At 48.6% G+C, this 19,846-nt stretch carries 20 protein-coding genes and 3 tRNA genes; 4 read left to right on the top strand and 19 right to left on the bottom strand.

All coding sequences use genetic code 11. The features are described from left to right. Positions 1-77: 77 nt before the first annotated feature. From ACM6JA_RS05075 to ACM6JA_RS05065, 3 genes are all read right to left on the bottom strand, one after another. A tRNA-Val gene (locus ACM6JA_RS05075) sits at positions 78-153 on the bottom strand. A 33-nt stretch (positions 154-186) separates the two neighbouring features. After that, positions 187-260, bottom strand: a tRNA-Glu gene (locus tag ACM6JA_RS05070). A 16-nt stretch (positions 261-276) separates the two neighbouring features. After that, positions 277-369, bottom strand: a tRNA-Ser gene (locus ACM6JA_RS05065). Between the two features lie 758 nt (positions 370-1,127). Here ACM6JA_RS05065 and ACM6JA_RS05060 point away from each other — a divergent pair. Further along, complete coding sequence (locus tag ACM6JA_RS05060; protein ID WP_414851440.1) at positions 1,128-1,559, top strand: GNAT family N-acetyltransferase; 432 nt, start codon at positions 1,128-1,130, stop codon at positions 1,557-1,559. On the opposite strand, the gene ACM6JA_RS05055 is transcribed toward ACM6JA_RS05060, so the two are convergent. The 7 genes from ACM6JA_RS05055 to ACM6JA_RS05025 form a co-directional block, all read right to left on the bottom strand. Continuing rightward, positions 1,554-2,321 carry a type III pantothenate kinase gene (locus ACM6JA_RS05055; protein WP_414851439.1) on the bottom strand — a complete coding sequence of 256 codons (768 nt, stop codon included), beginning with the start codon at positions 2,319-2,321 and terminating at the stop codon, positions 1,554-1,556. The genes ACM6JA_RS05060 and ACM6JA_RS05055 overlap by 6 nt on opposite strands. Before the next feature lie 12 nt (positions 2,322-2,333). Next, complete coding sequence (nadC, locus tag ACM6JA_RS05050; protein WP_414851438.1) at positions 2,334-3,182, bottom strand: carboxylating nicotinate-nucleotide diphosphorylase; 849 nt, start codon at positions 3,180-3,182, stop codon at positions 2,334-2,336. After that, positions 3,169-4,791 carry an L-aspartate oxidase gene (gene nadB / locus ACM6JA_RS05045; protein ID WP_414851437.1) on the bottom strand — a complete coding sequence of 541 codons (1,623 nt, stop codon included), beginning with the start codon at positions 4,789-4,791 and terminating at the stop codon, positions 3,169-3,171. The genes nadC and nadB overlap by 14 nt, the downstream gene beginning before the upstream one ends. A gap of 115 nt (positions 4,792-4,906) precedes the next feature. Further along, positions 4,907-5,332 carry a Fur family transcriptional regulator gene (locus ACM6JA_RS05040; protein WP_016740938.1) on the bottom strand — a complete coding sequence of 142 codons (426 nt, stop codon included), beginning with the start codon at positions 5,330-5,332 and terminating at the stop codon, positions 4,907-4,909. A gap of 39 nt (positions 5,333-5,371) precedes the next feature. Next, positions 5,372-6,211 (bottom strand): metal ABC transporter permease, encoded by an 840-nt coding sequence (locus tag ACM6JA_RS05035; protein ID WP_414851436.1) that lies wholly within the window; start codon positions 6,209-6,211, stop codon positions 5,372-5,374. 35 nt (positions 6,212-6,246) lie between these two features. Beyond that, a complete protein-coding gene (locus ACM6JA_RS05030; RefSeq protein WP_414851435.1) occupies positions 6,247-7,017 on the bottom strand; it encodes a metal ABC transporter ATP-binding protein in 771 nt (256 codons plus the stop codon). 136 nt (positions 7,018-7,153) lie between these two features. Beyond that, complete coding sequence (locus ACM6JA_RS05025; protein ID WP_414851434.1) at positions 7,154-8,134, bottom strand: metal ABC transporter substrate-binding protein; 981 nt, start codon at positions 8,132-8,134, stop codon at positions 7,154-7,156. A gap of 192 nt (positions 8,135-8,326) precedes the next feature. Here ACM6JA_RS05025 and ACM6JA_RS05020 point away from each other — a divergent pair, with 192 nt between their 5' ends. The 3 genes from ACM6JA_RS05020 (at position 8,327) to ACM6JA_RS05010 (ending at position 10,557) form a co-directional block, all read left to right on the top strand. After that, positions 8,327-8,821, top strand: a complete 495-nt coding sequence (locus ACM6JA_RS05020; RefSeq protein WP_414851433.1) for a PCYCGC domain-containing protein — start codon at positions 8,327-8,329, stop codon at positions 8,819-8,821. 111 nt (positions 8,822-8,932) lie between these two features. Continuing rightward, positions 8,933-9,268: a PadR family transcriptional regulator gene (locus ACM6JA_RS05015; protein WP_007729943.1), complete on the top strand. Its 336-nt coding sequence runs from the start codon at positions 8,933-8,935 to the stop codon at positions 9,266-9,268. Then, entirely contained in the window at positions 9,265-10,557 is a 1,293-nt protein-coding gene (locus ACM6JA_RS05010; RefSeq protein WP_414851432.1) for an FtsW/RodA/SpoVE family cell cycle protein, read from the top strand. The genes ACM6JA_RS05015 and ACM6JA_RS05010 overlap by 4 nt, the downstream gene beginning before the upstream one ends. 61 nt (positions 10,558-10,618) lie before the next feature. On the opposite strand, the gene nadA is transcribed toward ACM6JA_RS05010, so the two are convergent. From nadA to ACM6JA_RS04965, 9 genes are all read right to left on the bottom strand, one after another. Beyond that, complete coding sequence (nadA, locus tag ACM6JA_RS05005; RefSeq protein WP_017246967.1) at positions 10,619-11,563, bottom strand: quinolinate synthase NadA; 945 nt, start codon at positions 11,561-11,563, stop codon at positions 10,619-10,621. 137 nt (positions 11,564-11,700) lie between these two features. After that, positions 11,701-12,570: an HAD family hydrolase gene (locus ACM6JA_RS05000; RefSeq protein ID WP_414851431.1), complete on the bottom strand. Its 870-nt coding sequence runs from the start codon at positions 12,568-12,570 to the stop codon at positions 11,701-11,703. 347 nt (positions 12,571-12,917) lie between these two features. Then, complete coding sequence (ftsH, locus tag ACM6JA_RS04995) at positions 12,918-14,864, bottom strand: ATP-dependent zinc metalloprotease FtsH (RefSeq protein ID WP_414851430.1); 1,947 nt, start codon at positions 14,862-14,864, stop codon at positions 12,918-12,920. Positions 14,865-14,933: 69 nt separating this feature from the next. Beyond that, positions 14,934-15,473, bottom strand: coding sequence for a hypoxanthine phosphoribosyltransferase (gene hpt, locus ACM6JA_RS04990; protein WP_017246961.1), 540 nt, complete (start codon positions 15,471-15,473; stop codon positions 14,934-14,936). Next, the gene (gene tilS, locus ACM6JA_RS04985; RefSeq protein ID WP_414851429.1) at positions 15,470-16,897 is read right to left on the bottom strand and encodes a tRNA lysidine(34) synthetase TilS; all 1,428 of its coding nucleotides are present in this window, start codon (positions 16,895-16,897) and stop codon (positions 15,470-15,472) included. Before tilS ends, hpt begins: the two co-directional genes overlap by 4 nt. Further along, positions 16,869-17,321 carry a threonine/serine exporter family protein gene (locus ACM6JA_RS04980; RefSeq protein ID WP_414851428.1) on the bottom strand — a complete coding sequence of 151 codons (453 nt, stop codon included), beginning with the start codon at positions 17,319-17,321 and terminating at the stop codon, positions 16,869-16,871. The genes tilS and ACM6JA_RS04980 overlap by 29 nt, the downstream gene beginning before the upstream one ends. Before the next feature lie 5 nt (positions 17,322-17,326). Further along, on the bottom strand, positions 17,327-18,076 hold the full coding sequence (locus ACM6JA_RS04975; RefSeq protein WP_414851427.1) for a threonine/serine exporter family protein: 750 nt from the start codon (positions 18,074-18,076) through the stop codon (positions 17,327-17,329). A 15-nt stretch (positions 18,077-18,091) separates the two neighbouring features. Then, positions 18,092-19,027: a serine/threonine protein kinase gene (locus ACM6JA_RS04970; protein ID WP_414851443.1), complete on the bottom strand. Its 936-nt coding sequence runs from the start codon at positions 19,025-19,027 to the stop codon at positions 18,092-18,094. Further along, on the bottom strand, positions 19,017-19,778 hold the full coding sequence (locus ACM6JA_RS04965) for a vWA domain-containing protein (RefSeq protein ID WP_007726408.1): 762 nt from the start codon (positions 19,776-19,778) through the stop codon (positions 19,017-19,019). Before ACM6JA_RS04965 ends, ACM6JA_RS04970 begins: the two co-directional genes overlap by 11 nt. Positions 19,779-19,846: the final 68 nt, after the last annotated feature.

Here is a 19,846-nt window from a genome sequence, read left to right as displayed (position 1 = left end):
TAGTCAGGACGACTGAGTGTCAGTGTTGCCACAGGACGTGGCGCTTTTAGCTGACCTTCCTTGTCCATTAATATAAGTGGTGGAGGCTGACGGGATCGAACCGCCGACCCTCTGCTTGTAAGGCAGATGCTCTCCCAGCTGAGCTAAGCCTCCAGGACCGCTGCGATTGCAGGGCATTTTGCTAGGTGACCCGTAGGGGATTCGAACCCCTGTATGACAGCGTGAAAGGCTGCTGTGTTAAACCGCTTCACCAACGGGCCATTTCTAAGAAAGTGATGGCGGATGGAGTGGGATTTGAACCCACGAGACGGTTCGACACCGCCTACACGATTTCCAATCGTGCTCCTTCGGCCGCTCGGACATCCATCCGTATATTTGAAGTGGATCAAAGCGATCCGCTTGTTTGCCTTTCAGAATTCATATGTTAGCATGCATTCATCTGAAACGCAAGAACTTTTTTAAATAAACTTAAAAAGTTCAATGTGACATAACTTTTCTACTAGGCACAATAGCCATTGTAGCGCGTGGAGCATTTGCTGTCAACGAAAAGTAATGAAAATCTCAACTTTTTTCTCTGTCCCCATCCACGGATGTGAATTACGTACATATCATTACCTGTCAGTAGCAATGTTACTCGCCGAATACCACTCTTTTTGTCGAGCCAGCTCGTATCTACACTAACAAGAGAACTCACCATATGGAATGCTGAAATGGTATAATTTAACTTAAGACAAGACTGGCGGTGGAAGACCACGGCACAGCTTCCTGTAAAGGGGGTGATGCTGATGGTCTCTCTCGGCACGCTTTACCTTTTCCTAAAAGTACTGGCAACCTTGCTAAGCCTCTGGTTTAGCAGCAGGAAGCTCTACCGATGGATAAGAAAGTGGCGTAACAAGCGAAAACCCACCGCCTAAGGTTGACCGCCTGACGGTGGGTTCGCTGTTTTTGTAATCATGCGCGCCGTGGGTGTGCCACAGCTTCTTGTCTCAGGAGCCTTGCCGCTGCAACGGTTATTGGCTCCTTTATTTATATGTCGGATCATCAATATCTCTACCAGTAGTTTAACACCCTTTTTCCATTCCATACAACATTAGCAACGATTTACAAGTAGAAAGGATTTGAATTAGATGACCTCAATTCGTCTAGCTACTCCTCAAGACATTCCTGCTGTCTGTACGATTGATGCAATGGTGCTCGGTTCAACCAGCCGTTCAACTGAACTTCAAGAAGCCATCGCGCAAGGGCATTGCTACTTGGCGTTAATCGACATGAATATCGTCGGTTTTTCCATCATCAATCAATCGTTTTTTAAGAACAGCTTTATTCATCTACTCATTGTTCACCCTCACTATCAGAACCGAGGGGTTGGCGAGGAGATGATGCGCTATCTGGAAACGATCTCCCCTACAGAGAAATTGTTCACTTCTACTAACCTTTCCAACGAAAAAATGCAACGTCTCTGTCTGAAGCTCGGATACGCTCATTGCGGAACCCTGACTCACCTAGATCCAGATGATCCTGAAATGTTTTTCTGCAAATATGTTCGACATCCACTATGATTGATTCCGCTCATAGATCAAACGAAGTCCTTTTAGCGTTAGATTCTGATCCACGACATGGATACAAGAGGTCTCATTTGCAAAAAGTGCTGCCAGCCCTCCCGTAGCAACTACGGTAGGGCTGGTACCGTATTCATCCATGATTCTTCGTACAATGCCTTCGACCTGACCGACGAACCCATAGAAAATGCCGGCCTGCATCGCCGCTATCGTATTGCGCCCGACTACACTTGCAGGCTTGGCGATTTCGATTCGCGGCAGCTTGGCAGCACGAGTGAAGAGTGCCTCAGTCGATATTCCAATGCCGGGAGCAATCGCCCCACCCCAATATTGCGCCCGCTCGTCCACATAGCAAAAGGTCGTCGCCGTACCAAAATCGACAACAATGAGTGGCGCACCATAATGATGAATCGCAGCAACAGCGTTCACGATTCGATCAGAACCTACCTCTCGCGGATACTCATACTTGATGTTCAGTCCCGTCTTGATACCCGGTCCGATAATCAGCGCTTTTTGTTGCATGTACTTCCCGCACATGCGTTCAATCGTGAGGTTTAAAGGCGGCACGACAGACGAGATAATTACGCCTCTCACCTCTTCAAAGCCAAGCCCCACGCTACCAAACAAGCTTTTGACGAGCATGCCGTACTCGTCTTCCGTTTTGTTACGATCTGTGGACACTCTCCAATGGTGTTGGAGCTCGTCGCCTTCATACAAGCCCAACACAATATTGGAGTTGCCTATATCGATCACCAATAACATCGTGGTCGCTCCTTACCGCTTGCGTGTATTCAGATCGAGGCTGATATCAAACGCTTTGACAGAATGAGTCAGAGCCCCTACTGAAATGATATCTACGCCTGTTTTTGCAATGTCACCAATCGTCTCCAGACTCACACCGCCAGATGCCTCAACAATGGCCCGTCCATTGATATACTCCACGGCTTCCACCATTTGATCGAGGGACATATTGTCGAGCATGATCGTATCTGCACCTGCTGCCAATGCTTCCTGAGCCTGTTCGAACGATTCAGCCTCTACCTCTACTGTCATCGTATGAGGAATAACCGCGCGTGCCGCTGCGACAGCCTGCGCGATACCGCCCGCTCCTTTGATATGATTGTCCTTGATCATCACGGCATCATACAAGGCAAAACGGTGATTATAGCCTCCCCCGACTCGAACCGCGTACTTTTCCAAAGCTCTAAGACCTGGCGTAGTCTTTCTCGTATCGACAACCCGTGCTTTCGTCCCTGCGACGGCCGTTGCGTATTCACTCGTTTTCGTGGCAATCCCAGACAGACGTTGCATTAAATTAAGTGCAAGCCGCTCCCCGCTCAAAATCGAACGAACCGAGCCGCTGACTTCGGCGATCTGTTGACCAACCTCGACTCTTGCTCCTTCTTCTACTTTTGCCTCAAAAACGAGGGCAGAATCAACCGTGGCAAATACTTGCTCTGCAATCGGCAAGCCTGCCACAACTCCCGCTTCCTTCGCATATAAAATGCCGACACCCTGTTCCGATTCAGGAATCGTGCTCATTGTCGTCACATCACCAAATCCTACGTCTTCCTGTAGCCATTCCTCTATTTTTCGCTGAAGCTCCCGTTTATTCCACATCATGTTTCTCACACTCCTCTTGGACACCATCTTCTACGGACTGGATCAAATGCTTGCGCCACAGCAAGTCGTCTTTATTCGGAAAATCAGTACGATAATGCCCACCTCTGCTTTCTTCCCGCAAAAGTGCCGCTCTCGTTGTCAGGACGGCAGCATTCAGCAAATTGAAGAATTCAAATGTTTCCAGGCTCTTAGGCTCGTACTGGTAGTATTGCTCCATTCGCGCAAGCTCTGTTAATGCTTTCGTTAATCCTTTATCGTCGCGCTTCACACTAACATGCCGCAGCATGAGCTTTTGCATTTTCAATCGTTGTTCACGTGTATTGAACGTTTGGGGCAGTTTTTGCTTGGAAACAACCTGGAAGGGATAAATGCTCGGCATATCAGCCAGCTGCTTGATCCGCTCCGCGATCCGGTGACCGAATACAACCGCTTCCGATAACGAGTTACTGGCCAGTCGATTCGCTCCATGTACCCCTGTGCAGGAAGCTTCCCCGCATGCAAAAAGCCGCTTCGTCGAGGTCTCGCCGTTCAAGTCAGTCTGGACCCCACCCATAATATAATGGCACGCAGGAGCTACTGGAATCCAATCTGTCACCATATTGAGCCCGTATTGTAAGCAAAAATTATAAATCGTCGGAAAACGCCGCTTAATAAGTTCCTCTGATTCATGAGTAATGTCAAGATACACAAACGTAGACTTCGTCTGTTCCATCTCAGAGACAATCGCCCGGGCGACAATATCACGCGGCGCCAGCTCTTTTTGCGGATGGTACTTGTCCATGAAGCGATCACCATTGCTGTTACGCAAAATGGCACCCTCCCCACGAACGGCTTCCGAAATCAAAAAGCGCGGGGCTCCCGGATAGTAAAGCGCAGTCGGATGAAACTGGATAAATTCCACATCTTTAATGCGAGCACCCGCCCGATACGCGATGCCGATTCCATCTGCCGTAGCGATTTGCGGATTCGTCGTGTAACGGTAAAGCTGACCTGCTCCTCCTGTAGCCAGCACCGTTGCTTTGGCTTCCAGGAAAAACAGTTCGCCATCCGGCTTCCGCACGAGGACACCCACGCATTCACCATCCTGCGTGATGACATCTACTGCAAAATGATATTCCAAAACCTGAATGTTTGGCTGCTCCTTCACACGCTTGGACAAAGCGCGGACGATCTCTGCCCCAGTGGCATCTCCATTCGCATGCAAAATACGTCGTTTGCTATGCGCGCCTTCCTGTGTCAGCTCGTACTGCCCTTGTTCATCGCGGTCAAATTCCGTTCCATATGCAATCAGTTCATGCAAGCGATCAGGGCCTTCATGCACCAGGACTTCCACAGCGTTATATGAGCAAAGACCTGCTCCAGCGATTAACGTATCCTGTCGATGAAGGGCAGGAGAATCTGATTGGGCTGTTACAGCAGCGATTCCTCCCTGAGCCCAGCGTGTGTTACTATCATCGAGTCCCTTCTTGCTGATCAACACCACATCCGCATACTCACTCGTTTGCAACGCCGTATACAACCCAGCAATTCCTGCTCCAATAACAGCTACATCTGCCCTCATCCGAGGTAAGGTGTGCAAATCAAAGTCCACAATATAACGGGGAATCATGACTGTGTCCCTTCTCTCTTGTAACTGATGATTTTCCACCCATTATAGCAAATACACGCTTGAAGGAGATGCAAAAAAAGAGCGCCCGCAAAAGCGAGCACTCCCCTCTATCCGATTAATTCGAATGCGTTACACATTCCTTACACGTGCCATATACCTCGAACTTGTGCCCCGTCACCTGAAACTCTTCCGGTACCGCGGAAATGATATTCATCGGACATCCTGGCAAAGAAGAAGTCTTTCCACATTCTGTACAAATCACATGGTGATGATGGTGTCCATCTGTCGAACAGGCCAAACGGAATCTGCCTTCCCCGTCCAGCTCCGTCTCTTCCAGAATCCCTAGCTCAACAAAAGTGGAAATGTTGCGATAGACGGTATCGAAGCTGAGTGTTGGATACTGCTCCTTGATTCTCTCCATAATATCTTTGGCAGACAGGTATCGCTTCTCGGCCGCGCAGATTCGAATCATCTCCTCCCGCTTGCCGGTATACTTGAAACCATGTTCTTTCAATATTTGCAGCGCTTCTTCTACTTTCATCGACAAACACTCCTTCCTTTTGTCATATTCGGATAACTCTTACCGGAAAGCGACCCGCAGCTTCTTTACACCCAATACAACCAGCATAACCAGTACTGCCATCAGTACAATTGTACCACCAGATGCCCAATCTAGGAGATAGGCAAAATACAAACCGCTCAACACGGAAAACTCCGCGAACAAAATCGACAAGAAAATCGTTTGACGAAAGCTTTTCGCGATTTGCAGACTGGCAGCCACCGGAAGGGTAATCAGCGCCGAGATTAACAAGACACCGACTATACGCATGGAAGCCGCAATCGTCAGAGCGACGAGCACCATGAACCACAGGTTGATCGAACGCCTTGCCACGCCGGAGACGCGAGCGAATTCCTCGTCGAAGGAGACCGCGAAAAGCTCCTTGTAAATCAACAAAACTGTCCCTAAAACGACAACTGCCACACCAATCAGCGCATACAAGTCTTCGATGGACACTGTTACGATTTTTCCGAACAAGTACGAGTACAAGTCTGCATTAAAACCGTCTGCGATACTGATCAATACCGTAAACAGCCCAAGCCCCGCGGACAAAATAATCGGAATCGCCAAATCTTGATACGCTTTGTACACCTTACGCAGCCGCTCGATAAACAACGAACCAATCACTGCAAACAACATTCCGAAAAACAGCGGATTGACTGCGGAGAAGAAGGCCACCTTTTTCGAAATGAGCATCCCGGCAGCTACACCGGACAGCGTGACGTGTGACAAGCCATCTGCCATCATCGACAAGCGACGAACAATGAGAAAGGTGCCCAAAATAGGGCAAATCAGACCAATTAAAACCCCTGAAAACAGGGTATACCGCAAAAAGTCATACTGCCACCAATCAGCAAGCATGTGCATATTCCTTCTTTCTTACCTATTTACAAAGCTTAATGATGATGAGACAGCAGTCTGACCGAATCACCGTACATACTTTGCAAGATTTTTTCTTGGTTATGCTCAAAATCGTGCGCCGTTCCGTGGAAGTGAATTTTCTTCTGCACACAAGCCACCTTGGTCACCCATTGCGACATGACTCCCACATCGTGGCTGACGATCATCATCGTCAATCCGTTCTCTTCCTTCAGCGAACGAAGCAAGCTGTAAAATTGATCGATCGATTCCTGATCGACCCCGACTGTTGGCTCATCGAGGATCAGCAGCTCCGGTTCAGCTACGAGAGCTCGTGCTATGAATACGCGCTGCAATTGCCCGCCGGACAAGTTGCCGATTCGTTGATCCAGCTTTTCCAGCAAGCCGACACGCTCCACCGCAGCCCGTACACTCTCATGATGCTGACCCGTCAGTCTGCGAAAAAGGCCCACTTTGCCGACCAATCCAGATGACACGACTTCTCGCACCGTCGCCGGAAATCCACCCGCTCCATGCGCGACCTGTTGAGCAACGTATCCAATGCGATTCCATTCACGAAACTTGGATAGTGGTTGCCCGAACAGCTCCACTGTCCCTTTGTTTGGCGTCAACAGACCCAAAATCAGCTTCATCAGCGTAGATTTTCCTGATCCGTTCGGCCCGACAATGCCCACAAAGTCTCCGCGTTCCAGTGTGAATTCAACCTCATCGAGAACCTGTTTGTCTTCATATTGAAAGGAGACGCCTGTGAGCTTAATGACGGGCACCTCTTGTTTATTTGGTTCCATGAAATATCCATCCCTTAAATCGGATTTGTTCTTATTTGATCCCCTTCATCGTACTACGATTTTGCCCGAACCACAAGCATCCTACTAATGAATGAAAAAATGCCGCTTGGCAAGCGACATCTTTTCGAGGGAAAGCTTATTGGAGTGCAGTCTTTAATGTATTCATATTGTCGCGCATGATGGACAGGTAATCACGGCCTGCCTTTACATCGTCTTCCGTCAAACCTTCCAACGGATTAAGCGTGGCTGTCTTCACGCCAGCTTCCTTCGCAATCACTTCCGCTACCTTCGGAGAAACCAGCGTCTCGAACAGCACATACGAAATGTTATGTTCTTTTATATGCTCGACCAAGCTCTTCAACTCAGCCGTGGATGGCTCATCAGAAGGATTGACCCCAGAGATCGATACTTGCTCCAACCCGTAGCGTTTTGCCATATAACTGAATGCGCTATGAGAAACCATGAATTCTTTCTTCGGCGCTTGCGTAACCATATCTTTGAACTCTTTATCCAGCTGCTCCAGGTCTTTTGCTAGTTGTGTGTAGTTCTTTTCGTAATCGGCAGCGTGCGCTTGATCCTTTTGCACGAGCGTATTTTTGACCTTCTCTGCCTGTGCCTTCAGTTGCATCGGATCGAGCCATACATGAGGGTCCAGATCCCCGTGGTCATGTCCTGCTTCTTCTGCGTGACCTTCTTCTGTGTGTCCTTCTCCTTCATGCTCATGCTCAGCTGCACTAATCAGCTCGAGACCTTCCGTCGCATTAACGATCGTGGTCTTGTTTTTGTCGAGGTTGGTTACAGCCTTCTCTACCCACAGCTCCAAACCACTGCCGTTATAGGCGAAGATATCTGCTCCAGACAGAGCGACCATGTCTTTTGCAGTTGGCTCGAAATCGTGAGGCTCTACACCAGCGGGAACCAGATTCGTTACCTCCACGTGTTCACCGCCGATTCGCTTCGCTACATATTCCAAGGGGTAAATAGTCGTGTATACTTTTGGCTTCCCGGACGCGTCACTGCCAGTTTGCGGAGTACCAGTCGTTTCATTCGCTGCTCCACATCCCACCAGCCCCACTGCCGTAATGAAACTGAGGGCTGCCAACATAGCTCTTTTCATTTATATTTCCTCCTGCTCCAATTCAAAATGATTCCGATTTACGTTCTCGTCGTTTTTCATTATACGGAGAGGAGCCTAAAAAGTAAATAGGATTTATTCCGATTTAAATATCATAAGTGTGCATCTTCTCTCCCAGCTTCACAATTTCTCCATCTCATTATGATAAAATAACTGGCAGGAGGTATGTCCAAGATGAAACGTAAATCATGGTTAGCCATTACTTTTATCACCGCAGCTCTGCTTACTGCCGGCTGTGGCTCTAATGATCAAGCTGAACAGAATAAAAGCGATCACACGCAACACGCTCCCAATGGTGATTTGCAGGAATTGACTGCTTCCGCTGATCAGCTACCGAAATTTTTAGACAACCAAGACCCTGTCATTATTGGATCCTACAAAGTTGCTGCGGCAAACCGCGAGCTGCTCAAATCCATTCCATGCTATTGTGGCTGTGGTGAAAGTGCTGGACACGGGCATAATGGCAACTGCTTCATCAAAGAAGAAAAGTCTGATGGCTCCATCGTCTGGGATGACCACGGCACTCGTTGCGGCGTATGCATGGAAATCGCTGTTATTTCCGGTAAGATGAAAGAAGAAGGCAAATCTACAAAAGAAATTCGTGACTACATAGACCAAACCTATGGCCAAGGCTACGGAAAACCAACTCCTACTCCGATGCCTTCCTAAACACATATAACAAGACTTCCTGACGAGGAGGTCTTTCTTTTTTCCGTTTTATGGAATAAAATGATACATAGATATTCGAGGCATCGAAATCCGAGGTATAAGGAGGTAGCTATGGCAGTCAACAAAGAGTTGATGAAAGGCAGTACGGTCATTCTCATTCTTACCTTGCTGGAACAAAAAGCAATGTATGGCTATGAGATGATCAAGACGATGGAAACTAGCTCGAACGGTGTGCTGTCCCTTAAGGAAGGCACGCTCTATCCCATTCTCCATACCCTTGAGTCTGAAGGAAAAGTCGAGGCGTTTTGGAGCGAAGGTGAAGGAGAGCGAAAACGCAAATATTATCAAATCACCCGCGAAGGCAAGAAGCATCTCAAAGAGAAAAAACAGGAGTGGGAATCTTTTCGTACCGCTGTTGACTCCGTGTTGGGAGGACAGCCTACATGAGCGAAAACAAGCGAATTGCACATTACATAAAAGAAGTTTGCGATCAGATCAAAAACAAAGAGGTTCATCCAGCCATTACGCTAGAGTTGGGGAATCATTTCGCCGAAAAGATCGAGGATTATCGTGAGGCTGGGTATACGAAAGATGAAGCAACTCGGATTGCGATTGCGGAGATGGGTGATCCTGTCGATGTAGGGCGTCACCTACATCAAGCGCATAAACCGCGGATTGAGTGGGGGATTGTTTCTATTGTTGGAATCTTGCTAGCTATCGGGCTGGTTACCCTGTATTCTCTTCATATTGCGGAAGATAATCGTAATTTGATCGGGAGACAACTGGTCGGAATCATGATCGGAACAGTCGTACTCGTGGCGATTCTCTTTTGGGATTACAGTAAATTAAAGAGATATAGTAAGATTCTGTATTTCGGCACGATGATCTTACTCCTATATACACTGCTCGCAGGCAGACCTATAGCCGGTATCCAGTATCTAGACATCGGAGGTTCTCCACTCCATTTCATTGGAATCAGTCCCTTCCTGTTCATCGTAGCCCTCGCAGGAATTTTCACAGAGTGGAAGGAGCACAATCGCTACACCATCGTAAACGTGATTTCGTACTTCCTACCTCCTTGCCTGCTTCTCACGTTAGGCCAATATGAATTTGCCATTCTCTTATATGTCGGTGGCTACATCGCGCTCGTGATTGCCACTAAGCCTAAAAAGCTTGTTATACTGAGCTTCTTCGCTATGATTTTCGCGTGTGTCGGAGGGATGGTTTACCTGTTCGCTAAGCCTTATCAGCTAGATCGTCTGATTTACTTCCTGAATCCGTACCTCGAACCAGATGGAAGAGGATATATCATCATTCAATCCTTGAAAGCCATCCAGTCAGCTACCTTATGGGGACAAGGCTTCGGAGCCTCTCTAGATGCATTGCCCGCCCTTGAATCTGACTATATTTTTGCCTACATGGTGTATATCTTTGGACCAATTGTAGGGATAGCCTTTTTCATTCTGGGCGTTATGCTGTTGCTTCGTTTGCTCCATGCCATCAGAAGAGTAAAAGATGTATACGGATCCTTGCTGTTATCCGGTATGATTGTACTCTTTTTCACGCCGTTTTTCTGGAGTATTTTCATGACTGTCGGTCTAGCTCCCCCTATAACTGTGAATCTACCATTCGTTGGCTTTGGAATCGTGCATACCGTATTGCAAATGGCCTTGATGGGACTCGTCCTGAACATTTACCGACGAAAAGACATCCAGCCTTTGATCAAAGCCTCCTAATAGAAAAAGGGAGTAAAGCCCCTGCGCTCTACTCCCTTTTTGCATTTTATCAGACTGCCCCTTAAGCAGGCGCTACCGCAAGCATGCGCTCCAACGAAGCACGTGCCGCATCAGCAACATCCTTCGGAACAAAAATCTCCGGCTTCATATTCTCCAGCGCCTCGACGCACTTCTTCAGGTTGTTCACCTTCATATTCGGGCAAACGAGGTACTTAGAAGCGAAAATGAACGTTTTGTCCGGGCTGTCCTTTTCCAGCATGTAGCGTGTGCCATCTTCCGTTCCGATAATAAACTCTTTGTGCGAAGACTCACGGCAGTATTTCAAAATTCCGGTCGTGGAACCAACGTAGTCAGCCAGGGATACCACTTCTGGGCGGCATTCCGGATGAACGACAACCACAGCCTCTGGGTGCTGCTGCTTCAACGTCATAATGTCTTCTACAGACAGTTGGTCATGCGTATTGCAGTACCCTTCCCAAATAATCATTTTCTTGTCCGTGAATTGGGATACATAGTGGCCGAGGTTTTTGTCCGGCACCCAAATGATCTCATCGCTGTCGATCGACTCGATCACGCGCTTCGCGTTGGACGACGTACAGCAGATGTAAGTTTCTGCTTTGACATCCGCAGAAGTATTGATGTAAGCCACTACTTTTGCATTTGGATGCTGTGCTTTGAGCTTGCGGAGCCCGTCTACGTTCACCATGTCCGCCATTGGACAGCCAGCTCGTTCGTCGGGTATAATGACGGTCTTCTGGGGATTGAGAATTTTTGCACTTTCTCCCATAAAGTGAACCCCACAAAACAAAATCACATCGGCATCCGTTTCTTTCGCTTTCTGCGCCAATCCAAAGGAATCTCCAATGAAGTCAGCGACCTCTTGAATCTCGGGACGTTGGTAAAAGTGAGCAAGAATGATGGCATTACGCTCTTTCTTCAGCTGCAGCAGTCGTTCACGTAACTCAGCGTTGCGCTGGGCTTTTTTTTCTAACGCTAAAGCGTCCATGGAAAAAATCCCCCTACGGTGGTGTCATAATTTACGGTCATTGTAAGCGTATAACCTCACCTTGTCAACGTGGTACATTTTGAACGAAAAAAGCAGAAGCCGGCCTGTACAGAGGCAGTTTCTGCTTTTTCATTTTCTTATTCGCCTTTTTCTCCGAGAACGCGCTCCCGAATAAATCGGGCAACGCCTTCCTCATTATGGTGCGGGGCGATATATTTGGCGACCTGCTTGATCTCGTCAGAAGCGTTTTCCATTGCAACGGAATATCCTGCGCCTGTTAATGCCTCACGATCGTTTTCTGCATCGCCAAATGCCATGACTTTCTCGGGGGAGATTCCCCATTTCTCACAGAAGTATTGAAGCCCTTCCCATTTGGAAACCCCTTGAGGAATCACCTCAACATTCTGCTTGCCGGATGAAGTGATGGTCACTTGCTCGCTCCATGGCTTCAACTGCTCTTTCACCCACTCCAGACGATCCGGGTCTTGATGCCAGATGAAGAATTTGACGATTTCTACTTCCCCGGACTCTACTTTTTCCAGCATCTCTGCCAATGGCTCTACACGAGCGAGCCTGTAGTAAGGAAAATTCAAGATCGAGAATCCTTCCACAGATGCGTCCTCACTCATGGTCGCTTCCAAGCGTTCACGGTCTTCTTTGATCATCCAGCGATTGCTGTTGGTATCATGAAGCTCATAATATATCGTTTCTTGCCTCAGTGCATGGATCGCACCGATTACCATCTCAGTAGGAAGGAGCCATCGACGGACCAGCGTGCCATCCCCTTCGAAAACAGCGCCCCCATTGCTACAGACATACCCGTCAAAAGGAAAGGAATCGATCGGAATTTGAGCGGAGCCATACATCCTGCCCGTAGACAAAACGAGTTTGCAGCCTTGCTGTTGTAATTGGCGAAGTGCTTCTTTTGTTCCTTCTGTCAGCTTTGATTCGTGAGTCAGTAAGGTTCCATCCATGTCAAATGCAGCCATGCCTGGTGTAAGCAACATATCCAATCCCTCTCATTCGCTTTGGATTTGCCTTTGAGTCAACATAGTGGAGGAGAAGAAAAAGCGCAGTTCTCTTCGACTCTGACACGCCAGCAGGGGGATTCACTGGCCGTCTCCACTTAAAAAAGGGGACCGTCGAGACAAAGCCACCCTACGGGCGGAAGCTTCTCAAGGAAGAAGTGTTCGACAAGCGTGGTCCCCTTTTTTAAGTTCCGACTGGGGTGGCCTGTCAAGGTCTACGAGCCCTGCGCTTTTTCTTCTCACCAGCTTTATTGGTTCATCGACACCTTTTAAAAACGTAACCTAATACTTTCCGATATTGCAAAAAAGGGCACCTGAGGCGCCCCTTATTGTTTCGGTTCTTCGTTTGTATCTTCTTGCTTTGGTTCTTCTTTTACTTCTTCCAGCTTCGGTTGAATGTTCACGACCACATCTTTATTTGCATCTGGATCGTTATCCATTTTACCTGTTTCGATCAATTGCTTGATCTGCTCAGCATCGAGAGTCTCTACACGGAGCAGCGTGTTTGCAATCAGATCGAGCTGATCACGGTGCGTCGTCAGCAATTCGGTACACTTCGCGTAGCACTCGTGGATAATATTTTGCATTTCCTGATCGATTTCGTATGCAATCTGATCGGAGTAGTTACGCTCATTGCCATAGTCACGGCCCAGGAATACCTGTCCTTGACTCTTACCGAACTGCATAGGACCGAGCTTGCTCATTCCGTATTCGGTAATCATGCTGCGAGCGATAGCAGTCGCGCGCTGGAAGTCATTATGTGCGCCGGTACTAATGTCCCCAAGCACTATTTCCTCCGCAACACGTCCACCCAACAGACCGACGATTTTGTCGAGCAGGTCCGTTTTGGTAGCAAAGAAACGGTCTTCTTTCGGCAGCATCACTGTGTATCCGCCAGCTTGGCCGCGCGGAATGATTGTTACCTTATGTACCATTTCTGCATTTCTCAGGTGGTATCCGATGATCGTATGACCTGCTTCGTGGAAGGCAACCAGACGTCGTTCGTCTTCGCTCACTACGCGAGACTTCTTCGCTGGACCCGCAATCACGCGGTCAATCGCTTCATCTACCTCAGTCATGTTGATTTGCTTTTTGTTTCTGCGGGCAGTCAAGAGAGCTGCTTCATTCAACAAGTTCTCCAAATCTGCGCCCGTGAAGCCCGATGTACCGCGAGCAATCACGTCCAGCTTCACGTCTTCACCAATCGGCTTGTTACGGGCATGAACCTTGAGCACCGCTTCACGGCCTTTGATATCAGGACGATCAACTGTAATTTGACGGTCAAAACGTCCCGGACGCAAGAGAGCCGGGTCGAGAATGTCAGGTCGGTTGGTCGCAGCAATCATGATGATTCCTTCGTTTCCACCAAAACCGTCCATCTCTACGAGCAACTGGTTGAGAGTTTGCTCGCGTTCGTCGTGGCCGCCGCCGAGTCCAGCTCCGCGTTGACGACCCACGGCGTCAATCTCGTCAATAAAGATAATGCAAGGAGCATTTTTCTTCGCATTTTCAAACAGGTCACGTACGCGGGATGCACCCACCCCAACGAACATTTCCACGAAGTCAGAACCGGAGATACTGAAGAACGGTACACCAGCTTCGCCTGCAACAGCGCGAGCGAGCAAGGTTTTACCTGTACCCGGAGGTCCTACGAGCAGTACCCCTTTTGGAATACGAGCGCCAACCGCATTGAACTTACGGTTGTCTTTCAGGAAATCAACGACTTCCTCCAGCTCCGCCTTTTCTTCGTCCGCTCCTGCTACGTCGTCAAAGGTAACTCGTTTCTTCTCTTCGTTGTAAAGCTTCGCGCGGCTTTTACCGAAGTTCATTACTCGGCTTCCGCCACCTTGCGCGTTGTTCAGAAGAAAGAAAAACAGGATGAAGATGATGACAAACGGAATGATAGAGGTCAAGAACGTGAGCCAAATGCTGTTACCCTCGGCAGGATTGACAACTACACTCTTCATCTTTTGTGCATCGATTTTCTCTTCGACTAGCTTAACAACATCAGAATCATACAAAGGAACATTGGTAAAAAATTTGTTACTTTCCTGTCCCGGAATAGCTTTTGCTAACGTACCTTCGACCCTGTAAGTACCATTCTCTGGTCGAATCGCCAACTCAGTGACGTTGTCAGCTTTTAGCTGTACCCGGAATTCCTGATATGTAAGTTTCCCAACCTTATCAGTACCGGAGAGGATGAAATTCACGATCCCGACCGTGACAAGAAAAATCAGTAGGTAGAACCCGGTATTACGAAAAAAGCGATTCATTCCTTACCTCCTCTCACGAACAGACACTTTTCACATTTTATCATAGAAAGCACAGTCTCCACAACAAAGCTACTTTGTGTAGACCTCAGGCTTCAATACACCGATATAAGGCAAGTTACGGTAGTGCTCGTCATAGTCCAAGCCGTATCCCACAACGAATTCGTCTGGAACATCGTAACCCTTATAGTCTGGTGAAATATCCACCTTGCGACGCTCTGGTTTGTTCAAGAGAGTCACCACTTTTACAGAAGCAGCTTCCCGATGGCGCAACAGCTCTACCAAGCGGCTCAGCGTCAGCCCACTGTCCATGATGTCTTCTACAACCAGCACATGTCTGTTTTGCACAGATGTATCGAGATCCTTCAAGATTTTCACCATGCCAGAGGATTCTGTCCCGCTTCCGTAGCTGGAAACAGCCATGAAATCCATTTCGCACGGAATATCCATGTGACGGATCAGATCAGCCATGAAAACGACTGCGCCTTTCAGCACGCAGATGACCAACGGATTTTTATCCTTGTATTCTGCAGCCAGCGTCTTGCCTAATTCTTGAACTTTTACCGCGATATCCTCTTCTGATAGCAAAATCTTCTCGATGTCTTGATTCATGAAAAAACCTCCCGCCAATCTTCTCCAAACTCTACCCGCACGTGTAGAAAACGCCTGGTCTGTCCATTGACAGGCGCTACGGCGGAACGGCGCACACCTGGTACCAAAATCACCTCATCGCCCGCCGTCAAAAGCGGAAGTTTGTCACGCCATGCTCGCGGAACTTTGGCATCAATCAATAAATCCTTCAGCTTCTTTCCATCTGCTGAGCCAAACAGGGTGATGCGGTCTCCAGGTTTTCGGTTACGCAAATACAGCGATCCTAGCAACTGATCGGCATCAAAGACCGCTTCATTCGCCGGGAGTCGCTCCCAATCCATGGGACCTTCCAGGTAAGTAATATGTACCGTGGCCTTGCTCTCGTCGATCCAGGTTACACCGGGAACGGCGAGCTCGTAACTATACGTATGTATGCGATCCTGTCGCTTCCTACGACGAAAATTGATTCGCTCGTACACCCGGTCGACTACCAGGTCATTCGGCAAATGCAATTCCGCAGAAGGGCGACTTCCCCCTAGCATGTGCAAAACGGTCTCCACATGTTGCGAAGACCATTCGGTATGTTTTGAGAGATAACTTAATATTAGAGTAATCATTCTCCTTTGTAAAGCAACGTCACAAGTTTGAAACTTGTCATTGTCCATCAAAAATGCTTCTGGTTTTTTCTCAATGGTTACCTCTTTCAACTGCTCCCGTGCCAGCCTCATTAAAAGCGCTTCGTCCTGACGGATTGCCTCCGCAGTAGCCAAGATATGCTCTCGATACTTGTCATTCACTTTTTCCAATAAGGGCATGACATTCAGACGCAGCAGATTGCGCGTATACTTGCGTGATTGGTTGCTGCTATCCTCACGAGGGACGAGTTGATGTTCCCGACAGTAGCCTTCCAGTTCTTGACGCGTTTTATGCAAGAGCGGACGCACGAGCTCAATCGGGCAATCCGCAAGCATTCTTCGCTTCGGCATCCCTGTCAGTCCATGCAACCTGCTGCCTCGCACAAAACGAAAGAGAATCGTTTCTACCTGATCGTCAGCATGATGGGCCAATGCCAGCTTGGTCGCCCCTTGCGCCAGACCTACCTCTCGATAAAGCCGATAGCGAATGTCGCGACTTGCTTCTTGCCCGCCCAGTCCCGTTTTCTCCATATAAGCGGGAACGTCATACTCAAACAGGTGGAAAGCCACGCCGAGTTCACGACATAGCTCTTCTGCATAGAGCGCGTCCTGCCTTGCTTCTTCCCCACGAAAGCCGTGGTTCAGATGGACACCATGCAGCTTCCAATGATACTGGTATTGTTTATTGAGAGAAGCCAATATATGCAACAGTGCGGTAGAATCGTTGCCGCCGGAAATTCCGACAACAACGGTCTCACCTGGAAGCAAAAGTCCCTCGGACTCAATCTCGTTGCGCACGCTTGCCAGCATAGCGGGCTCCTTTCCAAATCGTCAGAACCGAAATTCCAAATATAAGTCCAGAAGCAATCGCGCCGGCCACCATCAATGTCTTGGTCGCCAGAGTAATCCCTCCAACATAATCATTATTCACGAAGGCAAGCATGGCTTTGTAAGCCAACGATCCCGGTACAAGTGGAATAATGCCCGCGACGCTAAAATTCGTAGAAGGAACTCGCAGTATAATAGATAAGAGCTGACTGAGCAAAGAGACAGCAGCAGCTGAAACAAACGTCGACAACAAGACCTCTGCACCGTAGATAGGAAGAATGGAGTAGACGAGAAAACCGACCACTCCGGCTAAACCACCCGCTACGATTGTTCGAACCGGCACATTGAACAGCACACACCACGCTACTGAAGAGGCGAAGCTAAGCGCCAATCCTTGTAACAACATCGTACTCACCTCGTAAACGAAAGAATAATGGCCGTGGCTACCGCTACGGAGACAGCTGTCAGCATGGCTTCTACTCCGCGTGAAACACCTGCAACCAAATCACCAGCCATCAAATCCCGAAGCGAGTTGGTGATGGCGATCCCCGGGAACAACGGAAGCATCGCGCCAATAATAATGATGCTTAAATGCAGCTGCGGAAAGATCGTTACGCTTAACAAGGCGAAAAGCCCCCCAAGTAAAGCGGCGGAGAACTCCGTAAAAAACTTCATCCGGACAAACTGTTCTAAATATTCCTGGCTCAGGTTCACAATCAACCCGGCCATCGCAGAAGGAATCAGACTGCCCCAATCTCCCCCTGCAAGCATAGAAAAGGAGCCACTGGCTGTAGCGGCTGCTAAATGCTGCAACCATTTCGGATAGATCTGCCTTTTCTGATCGATCTCACGCAGCGTCCGATAGGCTTGCTCCAAATTAATTTTCCCACCGACAAACTGTCGGGAAACATCATTCACGAGCGTAATTTTATTGAGGTTGGTCGTACGTTTCGGGGTACGAACCATTCTTGTATGATCCTGTCCACTGCAACGAAAGGACAGAATGATGCTCGTAGGCGTAGCAGAGCTGTTGACGTCATCCATCCCCGCAGCCTTCGCAATCAATGCCATTGTCTCTTCCGTCCGGTATGTCTCTCCACCGTTTTTCAATATTATCGAGCCTGCCAACAAGCAAGTATCCATCACCAAATCTGAGGACACGAACCGTCACATCCTTCACATAAACCATGCGTAATACAAAGTGCCAGCCAATAAGAGTAACGAGGCGACAAAAAGACCGCTAATTCCCGCCCCTGCGCTCCCTTTCGTCCGTGTTTTCTTTTGCGGCTTTTGCGGTTTGGCGCTCATGCTATCTCGCAAGACTGCCAACAGCTCCGCTCGCATTTCTTTCGCGGTCGCAAACTTACCGTGAAACGCCTTCAATAAAGGCTCCCGATAAGGGTACAGGCTGTCACTTTTTCGTATTATATCACAGAGTAATATCGTGTGACGTGGGTCACCAAGGCTGTTTTTCCACGTTTCCGGTCCAACCGTCAGACGCACCATCATCACGGCTGTCGAGAACAGGTCATAACTTACTTCAGCCCGTCTATCACCTGCGTGCCAAAAAGCTCGATCATACTCTTCTGTAAACTGCCGAACGGCGTTGCCCAGCTTGGTCACTCCACCGAAATCAATCAAGCGTACCTGCTTGTCCGTTTGGGTAACCATCACATTCTGCGGTTTCAAATCACCAAAAATATAGCCATGCTGGTGCAAAACATCCAGTCGCGCCAGCAATTGAACCATCATCACGGCCACCCAGTCCGTACCCTCTTGCTTGATATGTTCATCCAATTGCAAGCCTTGAAGATACTCCATGGCATAAAACGTACAGGCCTTCCCGTTTACAATGAGATCGTCCACGTCACACAGGAGCGGTCCCACTTTGGAATCCCGCCCCTGCTGTGTGCTTTTCAACACATTCACTTCCATTAAAATATCTATGCCTTCCACACCGACCTTAACCGCGCGCTGGACGCCACCTTGGGATACCAAGTACACGGTCCCGTTTGCACCACGCCCCAACTCCCGTAAGACGTGGTACGATTTTTTGTTCCACTTGCCTGTAAAGTGCTTGGGCAGGTCGGGGGTGGCTGCCTTAAAAGACATGGTCACGCAGCATTCCGTTCGAGTCGTCCTCTTCGTCTTGGTCGATGTAACGCTCTTGCAGCGTGCGTGGGAGCTTGTCCTGCTCAAACAGGGCAATTGCCTCTACGATGGCGGGGCCTGTAGGAGTAATTCCGCTCATCGCCAAATCACTCGTAATTTGATGGGCCTGCTCGACCTTTTCTGTCCACGGAATGCGGATATCTAGATGCTTTTGTTTCCCCGGAAATGAACCGACCGCCATTCTGCTTTGTCCACTCCGCGAATGCAAACTAATACTGAAATCGTGTATCGCTTGCTGAACAGCCGACAGCTTTGGCTTCATACTTCCTGAGGTATCCACCAGCATCACGACGTTCAAGCTGCTTTTTTCACCTAACTCGTCAACCATTCCGGCAACCTGCACTCTTTTATCAGGTGCCAGCTCCTCTATTCCGGAATCGCCTAAAATCTCTTTTAATTCTTTATTAACCACTTGATGAATGGTGCGCGTCATTGCTTTTCGCGTCAGCATTTGTACCGTTTGCGCAAGCTGTTGGGGGTACACGATGTCGCAGAGTCCACCGCCTGCTTCCGCAATATCCCTAATTTCCTTCTCCCCTTTCTCACCCAGCTCACTCTTGTCGATTACGCCAATCACATTGACCGTAATTCCTTGCTCTCGTGCCAATGCCGCTGCAGCAACGGGACTCATCCCCGAGTTGGAGCAGCCGTCTGTCACTACCAGTATTTGACGAAGTGTCGCTTCTTTCACAATAATCTCCCCATTCGATCTGTTTTGTCAGCCCCAGCTCCGTGTAGCGATCGTTCATCCACTTCACT

The organism is Brevibacillus sp. IT-7CA2 (assembly GCF_949767855.1).
Classification (GTDB): domain Bacteria; phylum Bacillota; class Bacilli; order Brevibacillales; family Brevibacillaceae; genus Brevibacillus.
This window is presented reverse-complemented; position numbering and strand designations above follow the sequence as displayed.